General features: G+C 44.4%; 24 protein-coding genes. 12 read left to right on the top strand and 12 right to left on the bottom strand.

From position 1 onward, the window contains the following. Positions 1-4 precede the first annotated feature (4 nt). Positions 5-625 (top strand): SDR family oxidoreductase, encoded by a 621-nt coding sequence (locus NSQ83_RS05505; protein WP_088467599.1) that lies wholly within the window; start codon positions 5-7, stop codon positions 623-625. Between the two features lie 49 nt (positions 626-674). Here NSQ83_RS05505 and bmrD read toward each other — a convergent pair whose 3' ends face one another. From bmrD to NSQ83_RS05490, 3 genes are all read right to left on the bottom strand, one after another. Beyond that, on the bottom strand, positions 675-2696 hold the full coding sequence (gene bmrD, locus NSQ83_RS05500) for a multidrug resistance ABC transporter ATP-binding protein/permease BmrD (protein WP_088467598.1): 2022 nt from the start codon (positions 2694-2696) through the stop codon (positions 675-677). Continuing rightward, positions 2693-4450 (bottom strand): multidrug ABC transporter ATP-binding protein BmrC, encoded by a 1758-nt coding sequence (gene bmrC, locus NSQ83_RS05495; RefSeq protein ID WP_088467597.1) that lies wholly within the window; start codon positions 4448-4450, stop codon positions 2693-2695. Before bmrC ends, bmrD begins: the two co-directional genes overlap by 4 nt. Positions 4451-4569: 119 nt before the next feature. Beyond that, positions 4570-4731, bottom strand: coding sequence for a hypothetical protein (locus NSQ83_RS05490; RefSeq protein WP_010886461.1), 162 nt, complete (start codon positions 4729-4731; stop codon positions 4570-4572). 163 nt (positions 4732-4894) lie between these two features. Between NSQ83_RS05490 and NSQ83_RS05485 the strand changes: the two genes are divergently transcribed. Together NSQ83_RS05485 and nhaC are read left to right on the top strand one after the other, a co-directional pair. Further along, entirely contained in the window at positions 4895-5395 is a 501-nt protein-coding gene (locus tag NSQ83_RS05485; protein ID WP_144482622.1) for a universal stress protein, read from the top strand. Positions 5396-5521: 126 nt separating this feature from the next. Then, positions 5522-6883 (top strand): Na+/H+ antiporter NhaC, encoded by a 1362-nt coding sequence (nhaC, locus tag NSQ83_RS05480; protein ID WP_204551435.1) that lies wholly within the window; start codon positions 5522-5524, stop codon positions 6881-6883. Between the two features lie 42 nt (positions 6884-6925). Here the strand turns inward: nhaC and dat are convergent, their stop codons facing one another. Next, the gene (dat, locus tag NSQ83_RS05475; RefSeq protein WP_204551434.1) at positions 6926-7774 is read right to left on the bottom strand and encodes a D-amino-acid transaminase; all 849 of its coding nucleotides are present in this window, start codon (positions 7772-7774) and stop codon (positions 6926-6928) included. Positions 7775-8058: 284 nt separating this feature from the next. Between dat and NSQ83_RS05470 the strand changes: the two genes are divergently transcribed. Further along, entirely contained in the window at positions 8059-8907 is an 849-nt protein-coding gene (locus NSQ83_RS05470; RefSeq protein WP_204551433.1) for a polysaccharide deacetylase family protein, read from the top strand. 23 nt (positions 8908-8930) lie between these two features. Here the strand turns inward: NSQ83_RS05470 and srtN are convergent, their stop codons facing one another. The 3 genes from srtN to NSQ83_RS05455 all read right to left on the bottom strand — a co-directional run bounded on the left by srtN (position 8931) and on the right by NSQ83_RS05455 (position 11115). Beyond that, positions 8931-9674: a sirtuin NAD-dependent deacetylase gene (gene srtN / locus NSQ83_RS05465; RefSeq protein WP_029726329.1), complete on the bottom strand. Its 744-nt coding sequence runs from the start codon at positions 9672-9674 to the stop codon at positions 8931-8933. 69 nt (positions 9675-9743) lie between these two features. Then, positions 9744-10859 (bottom strand): small-conductance mechanosensitive channel protein MscY, encoded by a 1116-nt coding sequence (mscY, locus tag NSQ83_RS05460; protein ID WP_015252461.1) that lies wholly within the window; start codon positions 10857-10859, stop codon positions 9744-9746. Between the two features lie 148 nt (positions 10860-11007). Further along, the gene (locus NSQ83_RS05455) at positions 11008-11115 is read right to left on the bottom strand and encodes a YhdX family protein (protein ID WP_009966908.1); all 108 of its coding nucleotides are present in this window, start codon (positions 11113-11115) and stop codon (positions 11008-11010) included. A 233-nt stretch (positions 11116-11348) separates the two neighbouring features. On the opposite strand from NSQ83_RS05455, the gene NSQ83_RS05450 reads away from it, so the two are divergent. Genes NSQ83_RS05450 through crcB form a run of 3 tightly spaced genes read left to right on the top strand, consistent with a single transcriptional unit; the run spans position 11349 to position 12815 of the window. Next, positions 11349-12080, top strand: coding sequence for a glycerophosphodiester phosphodiesterase family protein (locus NSQ83_RS05450; protein WP_021479659.1), 732 nt, complete (start codon positions 11349-11351; stop codon positions 12078-12080). Then, a complete protein-coding gene (locus tag NSQ83_RS05445; RefSeq protein WP_014479308.1) occupies positions 12067-12462 on the top strand; it encodes a CrcB family protein in 396 nt (131 codons plus the stop codon). Before NSQ83_RS05450 ends, NSQ83_RS05445 begins: the two co-directional genes overlap by 14 nt. Then, positions 12459-12815: a fluoride efflux transporter CrcB gene (gene crcB, locus NSQ83_RS05440; RefSeq protein WP_131227265.1), complete on the top strand. Its 357-nt coding sequence runs from the start codon at positions 12459-12461 to the stop codon at positions 12813-12815. Before NSQ83_RS05445 ends, crcB begins: the two co-directional genes overlap by 4 nt. Positions 12816-12828: 13 nt before the next feature. Here crcB and NSQ83_RS05435 read toward each other — a convergent pair whose 3' ends face one another. Both NSQ83_RS05435 and NSQ83_RS05430 read right to left on the bottom strand, forming a co-directional pair. Continuing rightward, complete coding sequence (locus tag NSQ83_RS05435; RefSeq protein ID WP_204551432.1) at positions 12829-14214, bottom strand: hemolysin family protein; 1386 nt, start codon at positions 14212-14214, stop codon at positions 12829-12831. Positions 14215-14540: 326 nt separating this feature from the next. Continuing rightward, complete coding sequence (locus NSQ83_RS05430) at positions 14541-15722, bottom strand: pyridoxal phosphate-dependent aminotransferase (protein WP_204551431.1); 1182 nt, start codon at positions 15720-15722, stop codon at positions 14541-14543. A gap of 155 nt (positions 15723-15877) precedes the next feature. On the opposite strand from NSQ83_RS05430, the gene cueR reads away from it, so the two are divergent. Beyond that, positions 15878-16309 (top strand): Cu(I)-responsive transcriptional regulator, encoded by a 432-nt coding sequence (gene cueR, locus NSQ83_RS05425; RefSeq protein ID WP_010886460.1) that lies wholly within the window; start codon positions 15878-15880, stop codon positions 16307-16309. A gap of 60 nt (positions 16310-16369) precedes the next feature. Further along, on the top strand, positions 16370-17704 hold the full coding sequence (locus tag NSQ83_RS05420; protein WP_009966903.1) for a hemolysin family protein: 1335 nt from the start codon (positions 16370-16372) through the stop codon (positions 17702-17704). 68 nt (positions 17705-17772) lie between these two features. Here the strand turns inward: NSQ83_RS05420 and NSQ83_RS05415 are convergent, their stop codons facing one another. Both NSQ83_RS05415 and akrN read right to left on the bottom strand, forming a co-directional pair. Beyond that, a complete protein-coding gene (locus NSQ83_RS05415; protein WP_003233335.1) occupies positions 17773-18372 on the bottom strand; it encodes a 1-acylglycerol-3-phosphate O-acyltransferase in 600 nt (199 codons plus the stop codon). A 134-nt stretch (positions 18373-18506) separates the two neighbouring features. Next, the gene (akrN, locus tag NSQ83_RS05410; RefSeq protein ID WP_003233337.1) at positions 18507-19502 is read right to left on the bottom strand and encodes an aldo/keto reductase AkrN; all 996 of its coding nucleotides are present in this window, start codon (positions 19500-19502) and stop codon (positions 18507-18509) included. A gap of 196 nt (positions 19503-19698) precedes the next feature. Between akrN and sigM the strand changes: the two genes are divergently transcribed. From sigM to NSQ83_RS05395, 3 genes are read left to right on the top strand one after another with little or no spacing between them, the layout of a single operon-like run. Then, the gene (sigM, locus tag NSQ83_RS05405; protein WP_003224177.1) at positions 19699-20190 is read left to right on the top strand and encodes an RNA polymerase sigma factor SigM; all 492 of its coding nucleotides are present in this window, start codon (positions 19699-19701) and stop codon (positions 20188-20190) included. Continuing rightward, on the top strand, positions 20180-21256 hold the full coding sequence (locus tag NSQ83_RS05400; RefSeq protein WP_015252469.1) for an anti-sigma factor: 1077 nt from the start codon (positions 20180-20182) through the stop codon (positions 21254-21256). Before sigM ends, NSQ83_RS05400 begins: the two co-directional genes overlap by 11 nt. Continuing rightward, positions 21244-21534, top strand: a complete 291-nt coding sequence (locus NSQ83_RS05395; protein WP_003233341.1) for an anti-sigma-M factor — start codon at positions 21244-21246, stop codon at positions 21532-21534. The genes NSQ83_RS05400 and NSQ83_RS05395 overlap by 13 nt, the downstream gene beginning before the upstream one ends. 31 nt (positions 21535-21565) lie before the next feature. On the opposite strand, the gene NSQ83_RS05390 is transcribed toward NSQ83_RS05395, so the two are convergent. Then, positions 21566-21994: a GNAT family N-acetyltransferase gene (locus NSQ83_RS05390; protein ID WP_015252470.1), complete on the bottom strand. Its 429-nt coding sequence runs from the start codon at positions 21992-21994 to the stop codon at positions 21566-21568. Positions 21995-22069 lie beyond the last annotated feature (75 nt).

The raw sequence follows: 22069 nt of genomic DNA, 5'->3' as shown, positions 1-22069 counted from the left end.
TTTGATGAAAATCGCTTTATTAGGAGCCAGCGGCCGCGTCGGACAAGCCTTTTTAACACAAGCTGCAGCAGATGAAAGATTTGATATTTTCGCTCTGACCAGATCTCAACATGCTGATCTTCCCCTTTCAAAAGACAGAACCGTCATGGGGAACGCCCGCCGCTTAGAAGATGTGAAAAAAATAATGGAGAATGCTGAAATCGTGATCAGCTGTCTAGGCACAGATGGTGATGATACCTTGTCAACTGCTATGGCACACATTATCTCCGCTATGGAGGAACAGCATATCAAACGGCTTATTACGATCGGCACCGCAGGGATCCTAGATTCCCGATATGAACCGGGAAAATACCGGTTTGAAACAAATGAATCGAAACGAAAGCAGACCCGCGCAGCCAAGGAGCATGCAAAAGTATACGAAATGCTTAAAGAATCATCATTAGACTGGACAATCATCTGCCCCACTTACCTCCCGGACGGAACAGCAACCGGCGTTTATCGTACGGAGCGTAACGTTTTGCCTGAGGGCGGCACAAGCATTTCGGTCGGCGATACTGCGGACTTTTTATATCGTGAGCTCGTTACAGGTGAGTATGTCGGATACCGTGTCGGACTGGCTTATTGACTACATAAACCAAAAACCCAAAACACAATTGTTTTGGGTTTTTTGAGCATTATGCAATGGAATGTTTCTGTCCCTTTTGCAGTTCATACATTTGATAATATTGGCCTTCTAATGCCATCAATTCCTCGTGGTTCCCTTTCTCAACAATTTCTCCTTTATCAAGAACCAAAATCTGATCAGCATTTCTGATTGTTGAAAGCCGGTGAGCGATGACGAAGGTGGTGCGTCCTTGTTTGACGACATCAAGCGCTTTCTGGATTACGGCCTCTGTCTCTGTATCAATATGCGCCGTTGCCTCATCTAAAATCAAGATCGCGGGATCAAACGCCAAAGCTCTAGCGAAAGAAATTAACTGTCGCTCTCCAGAGGATAGCGTGCTGCCTTTTTCAATCACGGGCTCATTAATGCCCTTCGGAAGCTTCTTAAGAAGCGGCTCAGCACCGACTTGCCGCAGTGCATTTTTTATTTCTTCTTCAGTCATTCTTTCGTCATCCAGACTTACATTAGATCCGATTGTACCCGAGAATAAGTACGGGTCCTGAAGCACAATGCCCATATGGGATCTGAGTTCCTGTCTTGACATGTTGTAAATGCTTCTCCCATCAATCAGAATATCCCCTTTTTGCGCATCATAAAAACGAAACAGAAGATTCAAAATCGAGCTTTTTCCTGATCCGGTATGGCCGACGAGCGCTACGGTTTCGCCTTTTTGCGCAGTAAAGGAAATATGCTTTAATACCTCTTCACCTTCTTGATACGCAAATGACACATCACGAAATTCAACCCGCCCCAGCGCGCGCTCCTTCGCCGGTTGACCCGCTTCTTCCGTATTCTTTTCTTCAAGCAGTTCAAAAACACGCCCGGCGGAGACCCTTGCAAGCTCCAGCTTTGAAAACTGATTGACGATGCCTGTGATCGGCTGAAATAACCGGTTCAAATAATCGACAAACGCGTACAGCACACCGATAGAAACAATCCCCGCCGCATTCAGGCTCGCACCGCCAAAATGCCAGATCAGACAGACGAACGCAAGATTGCGGATGACATTGACCAGATTATGGGACATTAAGGAGTTTAAATTCAGCATCCTGTTTTGGAAATAAAAATGTGATTCATTTAATTCCTCAAATTCTCTCATTGTTTCCTTTTGATGGCGGAAAGCCTGAATAATGGTCATGCCTTGAATTGACTCATTCATTTTTGCGTTAATGTCACTGTTGATCGAGCGGATTTTTTGGTTGTAATATGACGCATATCTCCGGTATATGACCGACCACAGCCAGATAATCGGCACAATTGCCAGACATACAAACGCAAGCTTCACATCAAGCAGAAACAAAGCCGTGAATATCCCGAACATATAGATTCCGCTTGTCACAAATGTTGAAAGCACTGTGACATATAAATCCCTAATAGCCTCCGTATCATTGGTAATCCGCGCAACGACTTTTCCGGCCGGAAGGTTGTCAAAATAGCGAATCGGCATTTTCTGTATGTGCGAAAACACGTCCTGCCTCATCTTTTGAATAATCCGATTGGCGCTCATCTGCAGCAGATAATGCTGTCCGTATTGAAAGAATACCGAAAACACAAGCAAGCCCCCATACAGGCAGATCAGTAACACCATTCCCTTTATTTCCGGCTGATAGAACTGGAAAAGTTCCTGCTTAGTCAGCTTTTCGGCAGCATATGTCCGGCTCTTGTCTCCGTTTGTGATCGTCAGCTTCCCGTCAGAAACCGTTCTATTCCCGTCGAAGCTGACAGCCTGATCAACAAAATAGAACGCCATTCCCACTTGATAAATATGTGCTTCTTTTGCTTTTGAAACAGGCTCCTGCAATCGGTCCTCTCTGACATATGAGACGCCGTGAAACTGAACGGCATTTTTATCTTTTTCCGCAGCTTCATACCATGTTTTCTCAATGCCGAGGATATGGTCGTCTATCATTTTTTTGCCAATAAAGGGCCCAGTCAGTTCTGCACCGACGGCGACAGCTAGCAATAGGACGGCCGTGATCAGCAATTTTCGATAAAGGAGTGCGTATCTCCATAACGTTTTTCCTATTTTCATGCCCCTGCTCCCCCTTCTTCGGCCGTGAACAGCTGCTGTCTTTCATATTGTTCCCGATACCACCCATTATTGGCCAGCAGTTCTTGATGCGTGCCTCTCTCAGCAATGACGCCGCCGTCCATCACAAGGATCAGGTCAGCGTGCTCTACCGCGGATAATCGGTGCGTCAAAATAAATGTCGTTTTTCCTTTGCGGTTTTCTCTGATGTTCTTGATAATTGCAGCCTCTGTTTTGGCATCTACAGCGGAAAGTGAATCATCCAGAATCAAGATTTCCGGATTCGCCATGAGTGCTCTCGCAATCGAAATTCTTTGTTTCTGCCCGCCTGACAGTGCCACGCCTTTTTCACCGACCATTGTCTCCAGACCGGACGGAAGCATGTGCAAATCTTTTTCAAAATGTGCTTCGGCAATGGCTTGCTGAACCTCTTTATCAGTTGCATCCTGTTTTCCGTATAAAATATTTTCTTTTACAGTCCGTGAAAACAGTAAATGATCCTGAGGCACATATCCGATCCATCCGCGGAGCTGGTCAAGAGGGATTTGCTGAATCGGTACGCCTGAAAATGTAATGCTCCCTTCACCTGGAGGATACTGGCGCAAAAGCTGCTTAATAATTGTCGTTTTTCCGCTCCCGGTTTTACCTGCAATCCCGACAGTCTGCCCTTTTCGCACCGTAAATGAAATATCCTGAAGATTGTCACTTGTTGAGCTTGGATATGTAAAGCTGACATGACTGAAAACGATATCTCCAGGCTCTTTAAGATCAGCGGGCTGTTTTGGATCTGTCACATCCGATTCATAAGAAAGAGTTTCATTTACCCGGTCTAATGACGCATTGCCGCGCTGCATCACGTTAATGAGTTCACCGATTGCAAACATCGGCCAAATCATCATGCCGAGATAAACGTTAAAGGACACTAACTCTCCAAGCGTCAGCTCGTTCCGGAATACAAGAAACGCTCCGTAGCCGAGCCCAATCAGATAGCTTGCGCCGACAAGCAGTTTCACCGTCGGCTCAAACAGTGAATCAATAAAAGCCACTTTCATATTTTTCTGATAAACATCAGAGGTCATTTCATTAAACCGGCGAACATCGTTTGTTTCCTGAACATACGCGCGAATCACCCGTACGCCTGAAACAGATTCCAGCACTCTGTCATTCAGCGCCCCGAACGCGTTTTGGGCCTCAGTAAACCGCTCATGAATTTTACTTCCATATAGACTGATTGCAATCGCCATGACTGGAAGCGGGATAATGGCGGCAAAGGTCAGCTTCCAGCTGATCAAAAACCCCATTGTCAAAAAGATCGTCATCATAAACATCGTAGAATCGACTAACGTCAAGATGCCAAATCCTGTCGTTAAACTGACGGCCTGAAGATCATTTGTCCCTCGTGCCATTAAATCGCCTGTTCGGTTTTTTTCATAAAACGGCGGCGACATAGTCAGCAAATGCCCCATCAGCTTCGTACGAAGAATTTTCTCCATCAGATTCGCTCCGCCAAACAGCTGATGCATCCAAAAATAAGACATGATATACACGGCCGCCGTCAGCACAAAAAAGATACCGATATAAAACAGCAGCCCTTCCGCAGTAAATGCCCCTGTTTTCATATCATCTATGGCGTTCCCCAAGAGCTTAGGCGGAAACATTTCAATGACATTGACTGCTAATAAAAGGACAATCGCAATCGTATAGCGCAGCCAGTACGCCTTAAAAAACCAGCCAAGCTTTTTCAAAACTGAAAACATCTATCCCCATCTCCTTATCAGCCGCCTTCTATTTTTTCCTTGCAGCTTTTTTCATCCAGTTTGGCACGAACAGCCCTCGCCTCTGTATTGGTCTTCACATCCCATACACCTGTCTTTCCTTAGATTTTGTATATAAAAAAGGCATGAAGCGTCAGCTCCATGCCTTTTTTAACCGATATGTTACGCACAGCGCTTTTCAGCGCGCGGTCCGACCTAAAAAACCGTTCACGAAAACAGAACAAAAGGTTTGCCGCGCCAATATGAAACTGTTTGATAAACACGCAAATTCCTTGGCATAGCAAACCCTCCTTCCATTCTGATTTCATCTTTTTATCATCATATAAACAAAACCTTTTATTGTCAATCATTACTTGAATAGGAAAAGGTTAATTGTGCTCAAATCCGGGTAGTAGTGTTGTAAGACGCTTTGAAAGGGTGAGAAGGATGTTCCATGCTGACCGTATCATCGTTGCGTTTGACGGAAGTGAAAATAGTAAGAAAGCGCTTCAGACAGCCATTGATCTTGCTAAAACCGTAAATGCCGCTATTACCGTCGCCCATTCACATGATATGAAAGACAATCAGACCATCATCGACCCGCCCAGACCCGCAGCTGAGGCAAGCTATATCAGCGGAGGCATGACAAGTGTTCCTGATCCGCTGATATCAGATGTAACATCACCTGAGCCAATGATCTATGAAGACCGTACAGAAGAAGTCATCGCCGAAGCCAGAATGATGCTGAATGAACAGCAGGCAGATGGAGATATCGATATATTAGAAGGCGATCCGGCTGAATCAATTATCGAGCATGCAAACCGCATTTCTGCCGATCTGATCGTAACCGGAAGCAGAGACCAAAACAGGCTGAAAAAGCTAATATTCGGAAGTGTAAGTGAAAAGCTTTCAGCGAAATCGGATATACCCGTCCTGATTGTAAAGTGAGCACGCCCTGTGCTCACTTCTTTTATATTCATAATTGTGAAAAAACATAGATTTTCGTTTTTTTCTGTTATAATGCTTTCGTGCCTAAAAGCACAAAAGCATTAAAGATAAATATGGGGTGTTATTTTGGATTCTCAAAAAAAGCTGACGTTTCCGTTAGCCGTCGGTTTATTTATATTCATGTTATGCATTATTATTTCTTGCTTATTCTTGCTTCATGTAGAACCTCATATCCCGCTGTTTTTAAGTGTTGTCATGCTTTCAGCAGCAGCTTTATGTTATGGATTTTCCTGGAAGAGCATTGAAAAAGGGATTGTAGACGGGATCAAAAACGGCGTACAGCCGATTATTGTTCTAGCGCTGATCGGCATCTTAATCGGCGCCTGGATGTACAGCGGCGCAATACCGACTGTGACAGTTTATGCCCTATCCTTTATTGAACCAAGCCATCTTCTGTTGACTGCTTTGTTTTCATGTATGATCATCAGCACACTTGTTGGCTCAAGCCTGACAACTGTTAGCACAATCGGGGTAGCGCTGATCGGCGTGGCGAGCGCGGCCGGCGTTCCGCTTGAATGGACAGCAGGCGCAGTCATATGCGGCGCTTGTTTTGGGGATAAAATGTCGCCGATGTCGGACACAACCAACTTTGCAGCCGGAATAGGCGAAATACCGATCTTTGAACACATTCGCCATATGATGGGCACAACCATTCCAGCTTTGCTCATCACTGTCGTTCTGTTTTACTTTCTCGGTTCATCAGTGTCAGCGGACGCTGCTTCAACCGATAATATTCAGCAGGTCATAACCGGAATAAAAGATGCCGCAAACGTGACACCGTGGGCCCTTCTTTCTCCGCTCTTAGTCGTTTTGCTGGCAATGAAACGGGTATCAGTAATCCCCGTTCTGACTGCCGGAATTATTTCCTCGGGAATTTTGACTGCTATTTTTGTACCCGACAGCAGCCTGCAGGCGTTTATGACAGCTTTGCAAAATGGCACAACTTTCGAAACTGACAATGAGGCAGCCGCTAAAATTATTAACAGAGGCGGACTGCAATCCATGATGGGCTCTGTCTCTCTCATTATGATTGCTTTTGCACTCGGCGGATTGATGGAGAAAATCGGATTGATTTCTGCACTATTGGAAGGCGTCATGAAAGGCATCCGCTCAAAAGGCCGTCTAGTTGCAGCAACTGTCTGCTCAAGCATCGGCGTCAACTTGGCAACCGGCGAACAGTATTTATCGATATTAATACCAGGACAATCATTTAAATCCTTATATGACAAACAAAACATCCAGCGAAAATTTCTGACAAGGTCATTAGAGGACGGCGGAACATTAATTAACCCATTGATTCCTTGGGGCGTCAGCGGCGCATTTATGGCGAGCGCACTTGGTGTTCCAGTCATAGACTACATCCCGTTTACGTTCTTCCTCTATATATCGCCGATGATCTCCATTTTGATTGGATTTGTTAAAAAATAAAAAGAGCTCCGCTGTATAAAGCGGGCTCTTTTCTTCGTTCATTTATGAAATGCTAGCAGCCTGTTGAATGCTTTCTTGAAAAGCAGCCTGAAGCTGTTTGGTCACCGGTCCCGGTTTCCCGCTTCCGACCGATTGTCCATCGAGCGTCACAACCGGAATAATTTCTGCCGTCGTTGACGAAATAAAGATCTCTTCCGCCTGTTTCAACTCTTCTTTACTGACAGGAGTCTCATCCAGTTTGATCCCATTCTTTTCAATCAGTCCTAAAATATTCATCCGTGTAATTCCATTGAGAATGAGCCGGTTAGCCGGATGTGTTCGCACCGTGCCGTTGATAACGGCATAAACGTTAGAGGATGTACCCTCCGTAACAACGCCGTCCCTAAGTAAAATGGCTTCAAATGCTCCCGCTTCATAGGCCTTTTGCTTCGTCATGACATTATACAGTAAATTCAGACTTTTGATATCACATCTTAACCAGCGAAGATCCTCATCTGTAATGGCCGCCACTCCGTATGCCTGCTCTTGCTCCGGTTTTTTCACCGTAAACGTATAAGCAGTAGTCTGCGGCTCGAGGCCGGCTTCATACTGGTGTTTTCGCGGGGCCACACCTCTTGTTGTCTGAATGTATACCGCACCCTCACTGACCGCATTTTCCTGTACAAGCTTTTGCAGGTCCCACTCGAGATCTTCTATACTGAATGGCAGTGAAATTCCGATTTCAGCAGCACTTCTGAAAAAACGCTCTGCATGCTCACGTAAGCCGAACAATACTCCTTTGTACACCCTGATCACTTCATAGATGCCGTCACCAAACTGATAACCGCGATCTTCCAAATCGATTGATGCTTCACTGCGCCCAATCAGCTGGCCATTGACTAATACCTTCATAAAAGCCCTCCCTTTTCGAGATGTCCTTGATGTCATTCAAGCTGTCATTGTCACTAATTCTATCATATTGGACATGCTGAAAAACAGAAAGATCAAGAGATCTATAGCGGAAAGGAGTTTATTTTTTCCTTAAAATCTGACATTTCGACAACTTTTCTATGTGCTTTCCAGTTTTATTCCTGTATACTTGACTGGTAATACATAGGTTGTAAACATAAGGCACCTTCATAAGCTGCCTGCTGTACAGCATTATGTAGAGATTTTATGCCAATGGAGAGATTGTTATGCGACAAACGAGAGGAGAGGCTTCTCCTTCTGCAGTTTCGCTTGCTTTTAAATTTGCAAGTTTAGCAGTTTTATGTGTGCTGCTTTTGCTTATGGTGATTTTGGGTTATTCCAACAGTTCAACGAAAGCAAAGGAAGTCACTGTCACAACAAACGGCCAGCTTCGAGATGAGAAAGAAAGCCTTAAGCTGAAAAACGACTCCCCCGATCTGCTGATAAAACATCTGCAGACAAAGCAGAACATGGGAGATAAAACAGTTTACTTAACCTTCGACGACGGCCCTTCAGCCGTTACAACCCGCTTGCTCGATGTACTGAAAAGCGCTGATGTAAAAGCGACGTTTTTTATGCTGTCACCGCGGATGAACGAATTCAAGCAGGCTGTGAAAAGAGCAGAAAAGGAAGGCCACGCACTCGGTTTACATGGCGTTACCCACAATAACAGATTGTTCTATCAAACACCGACATCTCCGCTAAAAGAAATGCAGGAGGCGCGTGACACGCTGCAGGACATTACAGGATATAAAACCGATCTTGTCAGAACGCCATACGGAAGCAAGCCGTCACTAACCCCCTCACAAATCCGCAATCTTGAGAAAGACGGTTTTGTATACTGGGATTGGACGATTGACAGCATGGACTGGAAATACCGAAATTCAAAGTATGTGACGGCCGTGTTAGAGCAGCTTGAAAATATGGAACACAGCTCTTCAGGCCGCCCGAATGTGATTCTCATGCATGATCTTCCCGCTACCGTAAACGCGCTGCCGGTACTAATCAATAAATTAAAAGAAAAAGGCTATTCCTTCGGAGTGTTAGAGGACACAATGGTTCCTGTTCATGAATAAAAAAGTGAGGCGCATAAGGCGGCTCACTTTTTTATGCCCAAACTTCGGGCAAACTCACCGATTTTTTGATGGATGACCATGTCAAACAAGCTGTCGCAATACGTTGGTTCAAGGTTTATGATGACTTTCTTCATGCCGGGAATCAGACTTGCATCCTCAGGCACAAATCTAGCCGGAGCCACTTCGAGAGACGTGCCGATAACCAATAAAAGATCTGCTTGATCCAGCTTTTCATAAAGGGTGTCAAAGTGCATGACGGCGTCGCCAAAGAGAACAACATCGGTTTTTAATACCGTTCCGCAAATGTCCCCATTGTTTCCGGCCGCCGTGCACTCCGGCACCTCCCGCTCCAGCAAATGGGGAAGATCATATCGGGCGCCGCATGCCGGACAAGCTGCTGTCTGGATAGAACCATGCAGTTCGTATACATGCCTGCTCCCCGCTTTTTTATGAAGACCGTCAATGTTTTGCGTGAAAATATCGACCTGCTTCCCTTGCTTCTCCAGCTCAGCTAAAAGCAAGTGTCCTTCATTCGGTTCAAAGCTGCCGCTCATTTTCATCTGGAACAATTCTTTGAATTTGGGCCAAAACAGACGCGGATAACTTAAAAAATAATCAAGGCTCATCGCTTCCATTCTTGAGGCATCCTCCGTCCAAATGCCCCCTGCTGAACGAAAGTCGGGGATCCCTGATTCTGTGCTCATTCCCGCTCCGGTCAGCACAACAATTCTCTGTGCTTCATGTAGAATACTTTTGAATGTTTCCAACTCAACACCGCCTTTTTCTCTTATTTTACCATGAAAAAGACTCCGCCTCTGTCAGACGAAGTCTCTCTTTTAAGCCCGTTCCTTTTCCTCTTTATTTAGATTCACCTGGAATGGGTCGCTTTCGTGCTTTTGCTTGACAACAACCATTTGGCCGGGATATGCAAACTGAACGCCTTCTGCACCTAAAATCTCAATAATTTTATAGTTGATATCCTCTCTAATATTAAGGTTTTCAGCCCAAACCGTCGTTTTTGTATAGAAGTTAAAAAATAAATTGTAGTAGCTGTCGGCAAACGTATCAAAGTTGACCATGATTGTTTCATTATCAACGCCCTCATGCTCTAAGAGCATTGTTCTGAGAGAATGAATGGAGCGTTCAAGGTTCTCAATCGGCGTAGCGTAGGACACATGGATGGAAAACGTAATCTGGCGTTTGGTCATTCTTGTCCAGTTCGTGATCGCTTCCATCGACAGCGTAGAGTTCGGCACCGTTACAAGCGCCCCCTGTGCTGTTCTGAATCTCGTGCTCCTAAAGGTAATATCCTCGACTGATCCTGTTACTGTCGACGTCTCCACCCAGTCACCAATTGTAAACGGCTTTTCAGTAATAATAATAATACCGCCGAAGAAGTTGCTGATGGTATCCTTCGCGGCAAGCGCAAAAGCCAGTCCGCCAAGACCAAGGCCCGCTACAAATCCGTTGACATCATAATTGAATTCCTGAGCGATCACACTGACACTGAGCGCAATGATCACAAAACGGAGCAATTTGGATAAAAACGGGGCCAGAATGTCATCCATGTCAAGCTCGAAGCGCTGATTCACCTTATGGAAGATAAACGACGATGTTGCGGTCAAATTACAAAGACCCCAGCACAAAAGCGCCACAATCAGTGAGCGGTATATTTTGCTGATGACCGGCATTTGCTCATCTAAAAACGGTGAATACCGGATCGCTAAAAACAGCCCAAGGGCAACAAAAAACCATCTGGCCGGCTTATCAAACGCCAGAACCACCTGTTTAAAAATTTCTGTTTTCGGCCGGTTTGTCAAATTAAAAAGCAGGTTAAAGAAATATCTTGTGAATAATTTTCTAAGTATAAGAAACACCAGCAAAATCGCCAAGCTGATGCCGATTTGTATGATGTTATCAAGCGTAAAATACTGCTGCAGATAATCCGGCATGACTGTCTCCCCTCTATCCCAATCAATTGTTTATTATACTAAAATATTCGTAAGGATGTTCATTTAAATGTCTTTTGCAGCACAAAACCCCGGCGAAACGCCGGGGTCATTTCTCAATTCATCTATCAGCCAGATTCAATAGGGACAGTCACTTACCTTTTTTCGTTTGTGTCTGATCAAGGAGAGTTGCTTTTTGCATTTCAGCATCCGTTTCGGCTTTAATTCTTTCCTCCACTCTGATTCTCCCTTTTCCCATGATCTCGCCTCCTTTTTTGCTATTATAAAGGATCATATTTTGTTGTGAACATGTCGAAAGACCTAATTTTCTGACGAAATGTGTTCTGATACGCTGAGTGTCTTTTTTTAGTTATACGCATTCCTCAGCCCGGACCATTCCGATATGGCAGAAAAAATTCACCAGTTTGTATCGCGGTGCATATATGGTTTTGATACAATAACAGAAATGTCCATACGAGGAGCTGACTTAGCTTGTACATCATTGCCCATCGCGGAGCATCCGGCTACGCTCCGGAAAATACGATTGCCGCATTTGACCTTGCGGTGAAAATGAACGCAGATATGATCGAACTGGATGTCCAGCTTACAAAAGACAGGCAGATTGTTGTGATACACGATGACAGGGTTGACCGAACAACAAACGGATCGGGCTTTGTTAAGGATTTTACCTTGGAGGAATTGCAAAAACTCGATGCAGGAAGCTGGTACGGCCCCGCTTTTCAAGGAGAGCGTATTCCGACCCTGGAAGCGGTGCTCAAGCGCTACCACAAAAAAATCGGCCTTTTAATTGAACTAAAAGGCCATCCGTCTCAAGTCGGAATTGAAAAAGAGGTGGGACAGCTATTAGGGCAATTTTCTTTTTCTATCAATAATATTGTTCAATCCTTTCAGTTCCGCTCCGTCCAAAGGTTCCGCGAGCTTTATCCTTCGATTCCGACAGCGGTCATTACAAGGCCCAACTTTGGCATGCTGTCCAGAAATCAGATGAAGGCCTTCCGCTCTTTTGCAAACTATGTCAATATAAAATACACACGGCTCAACCGTCTGATGATCGGCTCCGTCCATAAAAATGGATTAAACATATTTGCATGGACTGTCAACAATCAAAAGACAGCGGCAAAATTACAAGCCATGGGCGTGGACGGCATCGTTACAGATTACCCGGATTTCATCATAAAGGATGGCAAACATGAAAATATATAGCGCGGTTTTTATCGGAGGCGCGCTTGGCGCCTGCCTCCGATACGGATTAAACTTATGGATACACACCGGTCAGTTCCCGGCGGCAACCTGGCTGGAAAATGCGGCAGGCAGCCTTCTATTAGGCATTTTGACCGGATTTTTTATGATCGGGGCAAAACGGCCTCTGCTGTCGGCTTTTTTAGGCACCGGCTTTTGCGGAGGCTTCACAACAATGTCCACGTTTTCTAAGGAAACAGTGATGCTTTTGCAAGGACAACCCTCATTGGCTCTTTTATATGTGGCAGCCTCATTGATATCAGGGATCATATTTGCACTGATTGGTGTTTTTGCGGGACGGCGCATAGCAGGCATTCAGCAAAGAAAGGGGCTGCAGGAAAGATGACACTAGCGGGTATTTTCATAGGGGGCGGACTTGGCGCAATGCTTCGCTTCTGGCTTGGCAATGTCATAACCGCCAAAACCAAAGGTCTCAGCCTGCCCATTGGCATACTGACAGTCAATATTCTCGGAGCTCTCGGGCTCGGAATATTTACAGGACTTCACGTTGCAAATGCTTCGGTCTCGCTTATCATCGGCACGGGGTTTTTTGGCGCCTTTACGACCTTTTCCACTTTCAGCGTTGAAAGTATTCAACTCCTTATGGCCAAACGTGTAATAGAAAGCATCTTGTACATCGCCCTGACACTTTCCGGGTCGCTTTTGGCATTTTGGTGCGGCTGGACAATCACAATGTAAAAAAACCTTGAGCTTATTTCTCGCTCAAGGTTGCACTGTTCAGCATCACAGGCTCAGGCAGCGGCAGCTTGTGGTGCGCCGTAATTCCGGTTGTGTTGCCGGCTTCTTCTTTTATATCGATTTGCTTGATTAATCGGCCGTCCATCTTCAGCACCTTTATCGTATATGAACCGATGCGAATGGATTCACCAGCCTCAATATCGATGTTTTCTTTTAATATCAGCCCGCCGATCGTATCGACGTCTTCTTGAATCGATGCGCCAAGAAGGCTGTTCACCTGATCGATCCGAACCTTTCCATCCATCACATAATGGCCGTCGCCAAGCTTTTGGATCAGCGGCTGTTCATCTTCATCAAATTCATCTCGGATCTCTCCGACAATTTCCTCAAGAATATCCTCTGTCGTCACAAGTCCCGAGGTTCCTCCGTATTCATCCGACAATATAGCCATATGAATGCGCTCGCGCTGCATTTTAATCAGCAAGTCATGAACCGGGATCGTTTCAATCACTTCGATGACCGGCCTCACATACGGATGGATCGTCATCTTCATTCGTTCTTCTTCTGTCATAAACAGCAAATCAGAAAACAAATGCTTCGTATTGACCAAACCGAGCACACTGTCTTTGTCTCCATCTGTGACTGGCCAGCGCGTGTATTTTTCCTTCAGCATGACTTCAAGCATCTCGGCCATCGTCATCTCAGTTGACACAGCAGCCATTTCCTTCCGCGGTATCATAATTTCTTTGGCGATCCGATTATCAAATTCAAAAATCTTATTCACATATTTATATTCAGACGGATTAATCTCTCCGTTTTTTAAACTCTCAGATAACAGCATCCTGAGTTCTTCCTCAGAATGGGAACCATCATGTTCTGACGCAGGCTTCAAACCGAACATCCCGCATAAAAGCCGCGCCGATCCATTGAGGATCCAAATAAACGGAAACAGGAGCAAATAGAATAAACGCAAAGGGCCCGCTATCAGTAAAGTCAGCTGTTCTGCCTTTTGAATCGCGACCGTTTTCGGGGCCAGTTCACCTACAACAACGTGCAGGAACGTGATCAAGCCGTACGCGACTGCAAAAGAGGCTGCATGTGAAACCGAGTCCGGCAAGCCGAGCGGTTCAAACAGTGGATGCAGCAGCCGTTCAAAGGCCGGCTCACCCAGTACGCCAAGCCCAATTGATGTCAATGTAATGCCTAGCTGGGATGCGGATAAATATTCATCCAAATCTGTAATGACACGCCTTGCGAGTATCGCCCGTTTGTTTCCTTCTGTGATAAGCTGATCTATTCTGGATCTCCTTACTCTAACAATCGCAAACTCGCTTGCAACGAAAAACGCGGTTAAAGCAATGAGCACGCCAATTAAAATCAGACTGTCAATATCGTCCATTTAACCCTATCCTCTCAACAAAGGATAAGGAGTCACCTCCTGATATAATCATTTTTCCTTAACATTGAGGTACGCGGTGTATTGTTGCCTAAGCAGAGGGCCCCATCATACCACCTCCAAAAGTCAAAGTTTGATTATAAATTGTATATTTTATTGTAACACAACTCATTCCAAAAATGATTTTTAATTTTTAGACTTTTATCATGAAGAAAGCCTTAACTGCATGCCTGCTTGTCAATTCTGCGCCTGTCTGGATTGGAAGAGGAAGGATTTTGTGGATATAAAAAGAAAACAGCCTTGAAAACTGTTTTCTTTTCTTTGCCTACTTAAGCAAAATCTTTATATAAAGAAATGAAAATGTCCCGTGAGTTTTTAATCTGCTCGATCGGCACACTGAAGGATAATCGGAAATGCCCGCTCATTCCAAAACCGCTGCTCGGCACAATTAATAATTTGTATTTTTGGGCGGCATGCACGCAAAATGCAACTTCATCTTCAATCGGCGATTTTGGAAAAACAAAGAAACCTCCCTTTGGCATTTCAAATTCAAAACCGGCTTCTTTTAAAATGTCTACCATTAAATCCCGGCGCTCTTTATAAGCGCTCGCGTCTACTCTTAAATCATCCATTCGTGCCACAGCCCGCTGCATCATGACAGGGGCATTCACAAATCCAAGCGTTCGATTACAATACACAAAAGCGTTGATCAAAAGGTCCGCATCCGGCATTCGGCTGTCCAATCCGATATACCCGAGCCGCTCCCCGGCTATGCCGAGATCTTTACTGAATGAGCTGGCCAATATCACACGATGGTACGATTGAAACGGATTTGCCAGCTCTTCATCATAGATTAATTGACTGTACGGTTCATCAAACAGCACATAAATCGTCTGGCCGCTCTTCTCTTCTATTTCTTTTAATAAAGCGCCTAAATCGTCTATATTTTTCTGGCTGAGAACCGTGCCTGTGGGGTTATGCGGTGTATTGAGGATCAGCCCTTTCGTCTGTGGAGTGATCGATTGCCTTACCGCTTCAATGTCGATCTCAAACCGGCTTGTCAACGGGCAGCTGACGGCTTTTCCCCCGTAGTTCTCAATATACAACTTATATTCGGCAAAATAAGGTGCAAGAATAATGACCTCTTCCCCAGGGTTTACGATGCTTTTTAACGCAACATTCAAAGCGCCTCCCGCGCCCACCGTCATGACGATACGCTCCGCTGAGAAATCAGCTTCAAAACGCGACCCCAAAAATTGCGCGACTTTTTCTCTCGCTGCAGGAAGCCCTTGGTTTTGTATGTATCCGTGGCTGCCTTTTTCAGCTTCCTCTATTAACGCTCTCTTAAAAGCTTCAGGCGGTTCAACAATCGGGTTGCCGAGTGAAAAATCAAATACCTGGTCTTCCCCGAACTCCTTCTTCAGCCTTGTACCTTCATCAAACAGCTTGCGAATCCATGATCCTTTATTTAAGTTTTCTTCAACTTCCCGGGATAACCCAGCCAATTTCATCTGTCCCTTCCGTATATAAAAGTTTGAAAATTCTATCTTCCTATGTTACTTCAATCAGATGATGAATTCCACAACTTCCAATTCCGGTCTAAAAAAACAATAAACTTGTGCAAGACACCGTTCATATATTAAACTATTCTCATAACTATAACGTGATGGTTGGGAGGGATATAGATGGGGCTGAGACTTATCGCATCAGTGAACTAGCGGCACTCGCCGGAGTAACGAAACGGACAGTTGATTATTATACGAATCTCGGTCTGCTTACGCCGGCCAGATCCTGTTCAAATTACCGTTACTACGATGAAAATGCACTCAAACGACTTATATTTATTGTAGATTGCAAGAAGCAGCGATTGGCCCTGTCCGATATTAAAGATCGACTGGAGAACCAGTTTCCCTCTTCAGCTAAACTTGATGATGAAATTGGAAATCTGGCATTAGAAATTGATCATATGAATCAAAACATCTCCGGAATCTTGCATCGGTTTGAACGGCTGAAGCCCGAGGATCGTGACAAGCTGAAAAGCAAACTCCCGCCTGAAAAGCTCGCCGTGTTCCAATCATTTATGCTGCTGTTAAGTTAAAACCATTTTATCTAACAGGAGGTGTTACCTTCATTCTCATTGCTAGAGTGAAGGTTCTAATTGGACATAGTGAATTTGATTTTAGTTGCTGTTTTAATCGCCCTGACGGCATTTTTCGTGGCATCTGAGTTTGCCATTATCAGAATCAGAGGCTCACGGATCGATCAGCTGATCGCGGAAGGAAATAAAGCAGCAATAGCCGTAAAAAAAGTGACTACGCATCTTGATGAATATTTATCTGCGTGTCAGCTCGGAATTACATTGACTTCCATCGGATTAGGGGTTTTAGGTGAATCAACGATCGAAAGGCTGCTTCATCCGCTTTTCGTCCAAATGAATGTTCCAGGTTCCCTTTCACATGTCATATCGTTTATTTTTGCGTATGCCATTATCACGTTCTTACACGTTGTTGTCGGAGAACTTGCACCTAAGACAGTCGCTATCCAAAAGGCGGAAGCAGTGTCTATGCTGTTTGCGAAACCGCTGATTTGGTTTTACCGCATCGCGTTCCCATTCATTTGGCTTTTGAACAATTCCGCACGGTTATTGACCAAAGCATTTGGCCTGGAGACCGTTTCAGAAAACGAACTGGCACACTCAGAAGAAGAGCTGCGAATCATTTTGTCTGAAAGCTATAAAAGCGGTGAAATCAACCAATCAGAGTTTAAATATGTGAATAAAATCTTTGAATTTGACGACAGGCTCGCGAAAGAAATTATGATTCCGCGGACCGAAATTGTCAGCCTTCCGCATGATATCAAGATTTCTGAAATGATGGACATCATTCAGATTGAAAAATATACCCGCTACCCTGTGGAAGAGGGCGATAAAGATAACATTATCGGGGTTATTAACATTAAAGAAGTGCTGACCGCCTGCATCAGCGGTGAGGTATCTGTTGATTCCACCATTTCTCAATTCGTCAACCCGATCATTCATGTCATTGAATCTGCGCCGATCCAAGACCTGCTTGTCAAAATGCAAAAAGAGAGGGTCCACATGGCCATTTTGTCTGATGAATACGGCGGTACTGCCGGGCTTGTGACGGTTGAGGACATCATTGAGGAAATTGTCGGTGAAATCCGCGACGAATTTGATATTGATGAAATTAGCGAAATCCGCAAAATCGGCGAAGGCCATTATATTCTTGACGGAAAAGTGTTAATTGACCAAGTAAACGACCTGCTGGGCATCCATTTAGAGAACGAAGAAGTCGATACAATCGGCGGCTGGTTCCTTACTCAAAAATACGATGTTGAAAAAGATGATTCCATCATCGAAGAGGGCTGCGAATTCATCATTAATGAAATTGACGGCCACCACGTCGCATATATTGAAGTGAAAAAGCTTCAAGAAGAAGAACTTCTGGAGACAGCTAACCAGCAGGAGGCATAATAAAAAAAGCACCTTGTATAAGGTGCTTTTCTTATTTTCACAGTTTCAGGGCAATCTCTCAGAACGCCTTATAGCTGATCAAGTTTATTCTCTAGTTCTTTAATCCGCTGATTCAAAGCCTCTGTCATTGCTGCAAGTCTTTCCTTTGAAGGCAGGTGGGCAAAATCAGCCTGGTGAAGAGGCTCACCGATAATCAGCTTCATTTTTCCTTTTTTGAATAACTCTTTTCCGCTTGAAGGGCCCTGATATGCAGCGGGGACAAGCGGCGCTTTCCCCATTTGCGCAATCGTCACCGCACCTCTTTTCAAAGGCACATCCTCAGAGGTTCTTGTTCCGCTTGGGAAGATACCGACGATCTCTCCTTCTTTCAGCAGCTTAATCGGCGTTTTAATACTGCTTGGCCCGGGATTTTCCCGATCTACCGGAAAGGCATGAATTTTCTTCAGAAACGAACCGATCCATTTATTTTGAAAAAGCTCTTTTTTCGCCATGTAGTGTATTTGATAAGGAAGAATCCCGACTCCGAGTGTAATCACATCAACCCAGCCGGAATGTGTACACGCGATGACAAAACCTGAATCGGCCGGAAGGTTTTCTTTGTTATACACCTTCACTCCTCCGCGAAGAGAAAGAATAACTTTTAAAGCATTTGCACAAAACTTATACATATCGCACTTCCTTTGTCGTAATCAATGATTCTTTCTGTCATCTATTATAACAACATTTTTTATTACCTGGTACTAATTTTTAAGATTTCTCCCGTTAAAACGCCAAAAAGCTGAGGATTCGCCCTCAGCTTTTGTTATATTTCCTCTCTGGTCGGCGGGGCCATAAACTCCGGTCCGACAGGGTCTGATATCGTATTTTCCAATATAGTATTGATATCTTTCTGATCTTCACTGTTCAGCGTCCAGCCTGTAATCTCAGATAGGGCCTCAAGCTGCCCAGGCTTTCTTGCCCCCCAAAGAGCGATATCCGCTCCCGGCTGATCTAAGATCCATCTGACAGCCAAGTGAATCACTGATTTTCCATAACGTGTCTTCGCCAGCTTATCCAATTGATTGACAGCAGAAAGATACTCTTTAAAGCGGGGCTTCTGGAATTTTGGATCGTGATTACGCAGATCATCGCCCTCAAATGTATACTCTTCGGTCATTTTGCCTGTTAACAGCCCTCTGCATAAACTGCCGTATAATAATGTTGTTATCTTGTTATCTTTCGCATAAGGAAGAACACTCTCTTCCATCTCTCTTTCAAACAGATTATATGGAGGCTGAATCGTATGGAGAGGTGCGACGGCGCGAAATGTATCCATTTGCTCAATTGAAAAATTGCTGACGCCAATCGCCCGGATTTTTCCCGCATCATATAATTCCTTCATGACTTCAGCCGTTTCTTCAATTGGCACAAGCGGATCGGGCCAATGCACCTGATAAAGATCAATATAGTCTGTTTGAAGCCGCTTCAAAGAATTCTCAACTTCCTCTACAATTCTCGCTCTGTTCGCATGGCGGAACAGCTGGTTGTTCTTCCAGTCCAGAGCCGTTTTCGTTGCGAGAATCACCTGGTCTCTTTTGCCGTACTCTTTGATTGCCTTTCCGACGATTTCCTCGGACTGCCCGAAGCCGTAAGCCGGCGCGGTGTCAATCATTGTAATCCCCTGATCAAGAGCGGCTCGGATTGTTTCAATCGATGTTTTTTCATCAGTGCCTCCCCACATCGTTCCGCCAATGGCCCATGTGCCGAGGCCGATTCTGGAGGCTTCTATTCCTGTATCTGCTATACTGGTATATTCCATTGTGCCACTCCTTCACTTTTTCACTATCTTTTCCCCTCTGGAAAAAATGTTAAACATTTCTCCGCACTATCTTTTGCGGGCATTTTTGGGTACTATATAGTAATGGTGTTTGATTAGGTATAAAAAAGCCGTTTGCATGTAATGTGCAACTTTAAACCTTTCTTATGCGTGTATAACATAGAGGGGAGAAAAGGCAGTGACGATCGATGAAATTTACCAAATGTACATGAATGATGTTTACAGGTTCCTGCTCTCCATGACAAAAGACAAGCATCTTGCTGAAGACTTACTGCAGGAAACCTTTATGCGGGCATACATACACATTCACTCCTATGATCACAGCAAAGTAAAGCCCTGGCTTTTTCAAGTGGCGCGAAACGCCTTCATTGATTACGTCAGAAAGCATAAGAAAGAAGTAACCATTTCTGATGACTTAATCGGAAGCCTCTTTCAAAATGCTGTTCAAAGTCCTGCCCATCAGGTAGAGATAAAGGAAGTGCTGACTGGTTATATGTCCGAGCTCCCCGATAATTATCGGGAGGCCTTAACGCTATATTATTTAAAAGAGTTAAACTACAAAGAAGCATCCCATATTATGAATATTTCAGAGGCGAATTTTAAAAGTGTTTTATTTCGTGCCAGACAGCGGCTGAAAGCACTTTATAATAGAGGTGTTAATGATGAATGAAGAATTTAAAAAGCGTTTTGATCAATATAAAAATGGGGAAATGAGCGACCAGGAAATGACTGCATTTGAGGAAGAACTTGAGAAGCTCGAAGTATATCAGGAACTGATTGAAAGCGAACTCGAGGACGATAACGATTGGGATCTCAGCATCAGTCCTGAAAAACAAAAAGCGATTTTAGCCTACGGCAAACGCAAGTCTTATTTGCGAATTTCTGTGCTTGCCGTCATTTCGACATTGATGATTTTGCCGCTTTGTACGCTGGGAAGCTACCTCTATTACGGAATGGGTGGAAAACACAGCACCGGCAATGAGTTTATGGAAACTGCCGCGGTCACTGTAGCCCTGACCATGCCGAATGTTCTTGTTGATACTTCCGGACTGAAAAGCCAAGTGAAGCTATTTGGAATGAATACGGAATTCCCGCTGCAAAAGCAGATTGGCACGAAGACGGCTGCCGTAGGGAATGAACGGGTTGAAATGTTTTATAACAAAGTAAAAGCACCGGCAGTAAACTACTATGACTTAGAAGTGAATAAAACCGGCCATTACTTTACACATCCTTCAAACAAGTCTGAACAAACGACCGCAAAAGCAGAAAAAACGTTAAGCACATTGCCTGAAGGAACGGTATCAGAGGTCTACCTTTCATATGACCGTGCATATCCGACAAAAGACGTGTATAACAAATTCAAAGGCTATGATGTGAGCTTTTTGTGGAACGCAATCGAAACAGAGAAAAACACAAATAAGACAGCTTCCACAGAACCTCTTGGCTATCCTGGAAAGGATTCAAAGTTCTTGGCCGCCCTTAATACAAAAGGCAAGTCGAATGGCGATCAGTTTATCAACGCCCTGAAATTCATGTCCAAACACGAAAAATGGGCTCAGGTCATTTCAAAACGGAAAGACCTGAATGTAGATAACCGATTAGATTATGTAGAGAAAAACGGTGTCAATGTATACGGTTCGGTCGTTACAGGGCCAACCAAGGAAATCCAGCGCATGCTGAAAAATAAATCTGTAAAATCAGCGAATGTCGGCGAGGTGGAATTATGGAACTGGTAAGAATTTTTAAAGAACACAATGTATTCGGCTGGATCTCTGTCGGGACAGCGGTTCTGTCCCTGCTGTTGCTGAATTTGGCCATTATCAGCAACGTCACGTTTTATTCCTATCAAATGCTTCCGTTCGCCATGGCTGCCGTTCCGTTCGGCGTTGTTGAACTCTTCATCAAGAGAGGGCGCACAGGTCCAGGCCTGCTCGGCGTCATCCTTAATCTCTTTGTGATTATTTGTGTGTATACCATTGTATCTGTAGATACGAATTTACAGTTTGGCTTTTAAAAAAGACGCCTTTTCAGGCGTCTTTTTTTCATTACACCGGTTTTTGGAACAAATAACTTTCTATAGTAAAACCCATTTTATCTGTATAAAATCGATGTGCGTCTTTACGCTGAAGGCCAGATGAAAGACTGACAAAACCAAGTCCGGCTTTTCTCGCCCAGTCTGAGGCATAATCCAAAAGCATTTTGCCGTATCCCTTTGATCGGCAAGGTGCCGTTGTAACAAGATCCGCAATCCACAAGTGCTCTCCTTTATGAATGGAAACTCTCGGCAGAGCCCCGCACAGCGCTCTGATTGCTGTATCTTCATATAAGGCAAACAGCATATACGATTCTTTCTGCACACAGGCTTCAAGCCTTTGTAAATACGTCTCTATATCCAGTTCTGTTCTCAATTCACTCATAATCGGATACGACTCAGCCCATTCTTCTTTCGAGGTTAATTGTTTCATATGGATCATCTTCTCAATCCCCTTTCCTTTCGTTACAATGATCATAGCTAATAAATGGCATTTTCCAAATAGCCAATCTCAGAA

Origin of the sequence: Bacillus sp. PS217 (assembly GCF_037963535.1) — a bacterium.
Classification (GTDB): domain Bacteria; phylum Bacillota; class Bacilli; order Bacillales; family Bacillaceae; genus Bacillus; species Bacillus subtilis.
Note: the sequence above shows the minus strand (reverse complement) of the source record. Positions and strands in the feature narration are given on the sequence as shown.

Excerpts from the sequence above, each read along its gene's own strand:
- NSQ83_RS05400 (WP_015252469.1), top strand. The coding sequence starts at position 20,180 with ATGATGAATGAAGAATTTAAAAAGCGTTTTGATCAATATAAAAATGGG.
- crcB (WP_131227265.1), top strand. The coding sequence starts at position 12,459 with ATGACACTAGCGGGTATTTTCATAGGGGGCGGACTTGGCGCAATGCTT.
- NSQ83_RS05395 (WP_003233341.1), top strand. The coding sequence starts at position 21,244 with ATGGAACTGGTAAGAATTTTTAAAGAACACAATGTATTCGGCTGGATC.
- NSQ83_RS05445 (WP_014479308.1), top strand. The coding sequence starts at position 12,067 with ATGAAAATATATAGCGCGGTTTTTATCGGAGGCGCGCTTGGCGCCTGC.
- NSQ83_RS05505 (WP_088467599.1), top strand. The coding sequence starts at position 5 with ATGAAAATCGCTTTATTAGGAGCCAGCGGCCGCGTCGGACAAGCCTTT.
- NSQ83_RS05470 (WP_204551433.1), top strand. The coding sequence starts at position 8,059 with ATGCGACAAACGAGAGGAGAGGCTTCTCCTTCTGCAGTTTCGCTTGCT.
- NSQ83_RS05455 (WP_009966908.1), bottom strand. The coding sequence starts at position 11,115 with ATGGGAAAAGGGAGAATCAGAGTGGAGGAAAGAATTAAAGCCGAAACG.
- dat (WP_204551434.1), bottom strand. The coding sequence starts at position 7,774 with ATGAAGGTATTAGTCAATGGCCAGCTGATTGGGCGCAGTGAAGCATCA.
- NSQ83_RS05430 (WP_204551431.1), bottom strand. The coding sequence starts at position 15,722 with ATGAAATTGGCTGGGTTATCCCGGGAAGTTGAAGAAAACTTAAATAAA.
- NSQ83_RS05390 (WP_015252470.1), bottom strand. The coding sequence starts at position 21,994 with ATGATCCATATGAAACAATTAACCTCGAAAGAAGAATGGGCTGAGTCG.
- akrN (WP_003233337.1), bottom strand. The coding sequence starts at position 19,502 with ATGGAATATACCAGTATAGCAGATACAGGAATAGAAGCCTCCAGAATC.
- NSQ83_RS05415 (WP_003233335.1), bottom strand. The coding sequence starts at position 18,372 with ATGTATAAGTTTTGTGCAAATGCTTTAAAAGTTATTCTTTCTCTTCGC.
- mscY (WP_015252461.1), bottom strand. The coding sequence starts at position 10,859 with ATGCCGGATTATCTGCAGCAGTATTTTACGCTTGATAACATCATACAA.
- cueR (WP_010886460.1), top strand. The coding sequence starts at position 15,878 with ATGGTTGGGAGGGATATAGATGGGGCTGAGACTTATCGCATCAGTGAA.
- bmrD (WP_088467598.1), bottom strand. The coding sequence starts at position 2,696 with ATGAAAATAGGAAAAACGTTATGGAGATACGCACTCCTTTATCGAAAA.
- NSQ83_RS05485 (WP_144482622.1), top strand. The coding sequence starts at position 4,895 with ATGTTCCATGCTGACCGTATCATCGTTGCGTTTGACGGAAGTGAAAAT.
- bmrC (WP_088467597.1), bottom strand. The coding sequence starts at position 4,450 with ATGTTTTCAGTTTTGAAAAAGCTTGGCTGGTTTTTTAAGGCGTACTGG.
- NSQ83_RS05435 (WP_204551432.1), bottom strand. The coding sequence starts at position 14,214 with ATGGACGATATTGACAGTCTGATTTTAATTGGCGTGCTCATTGCTTTA.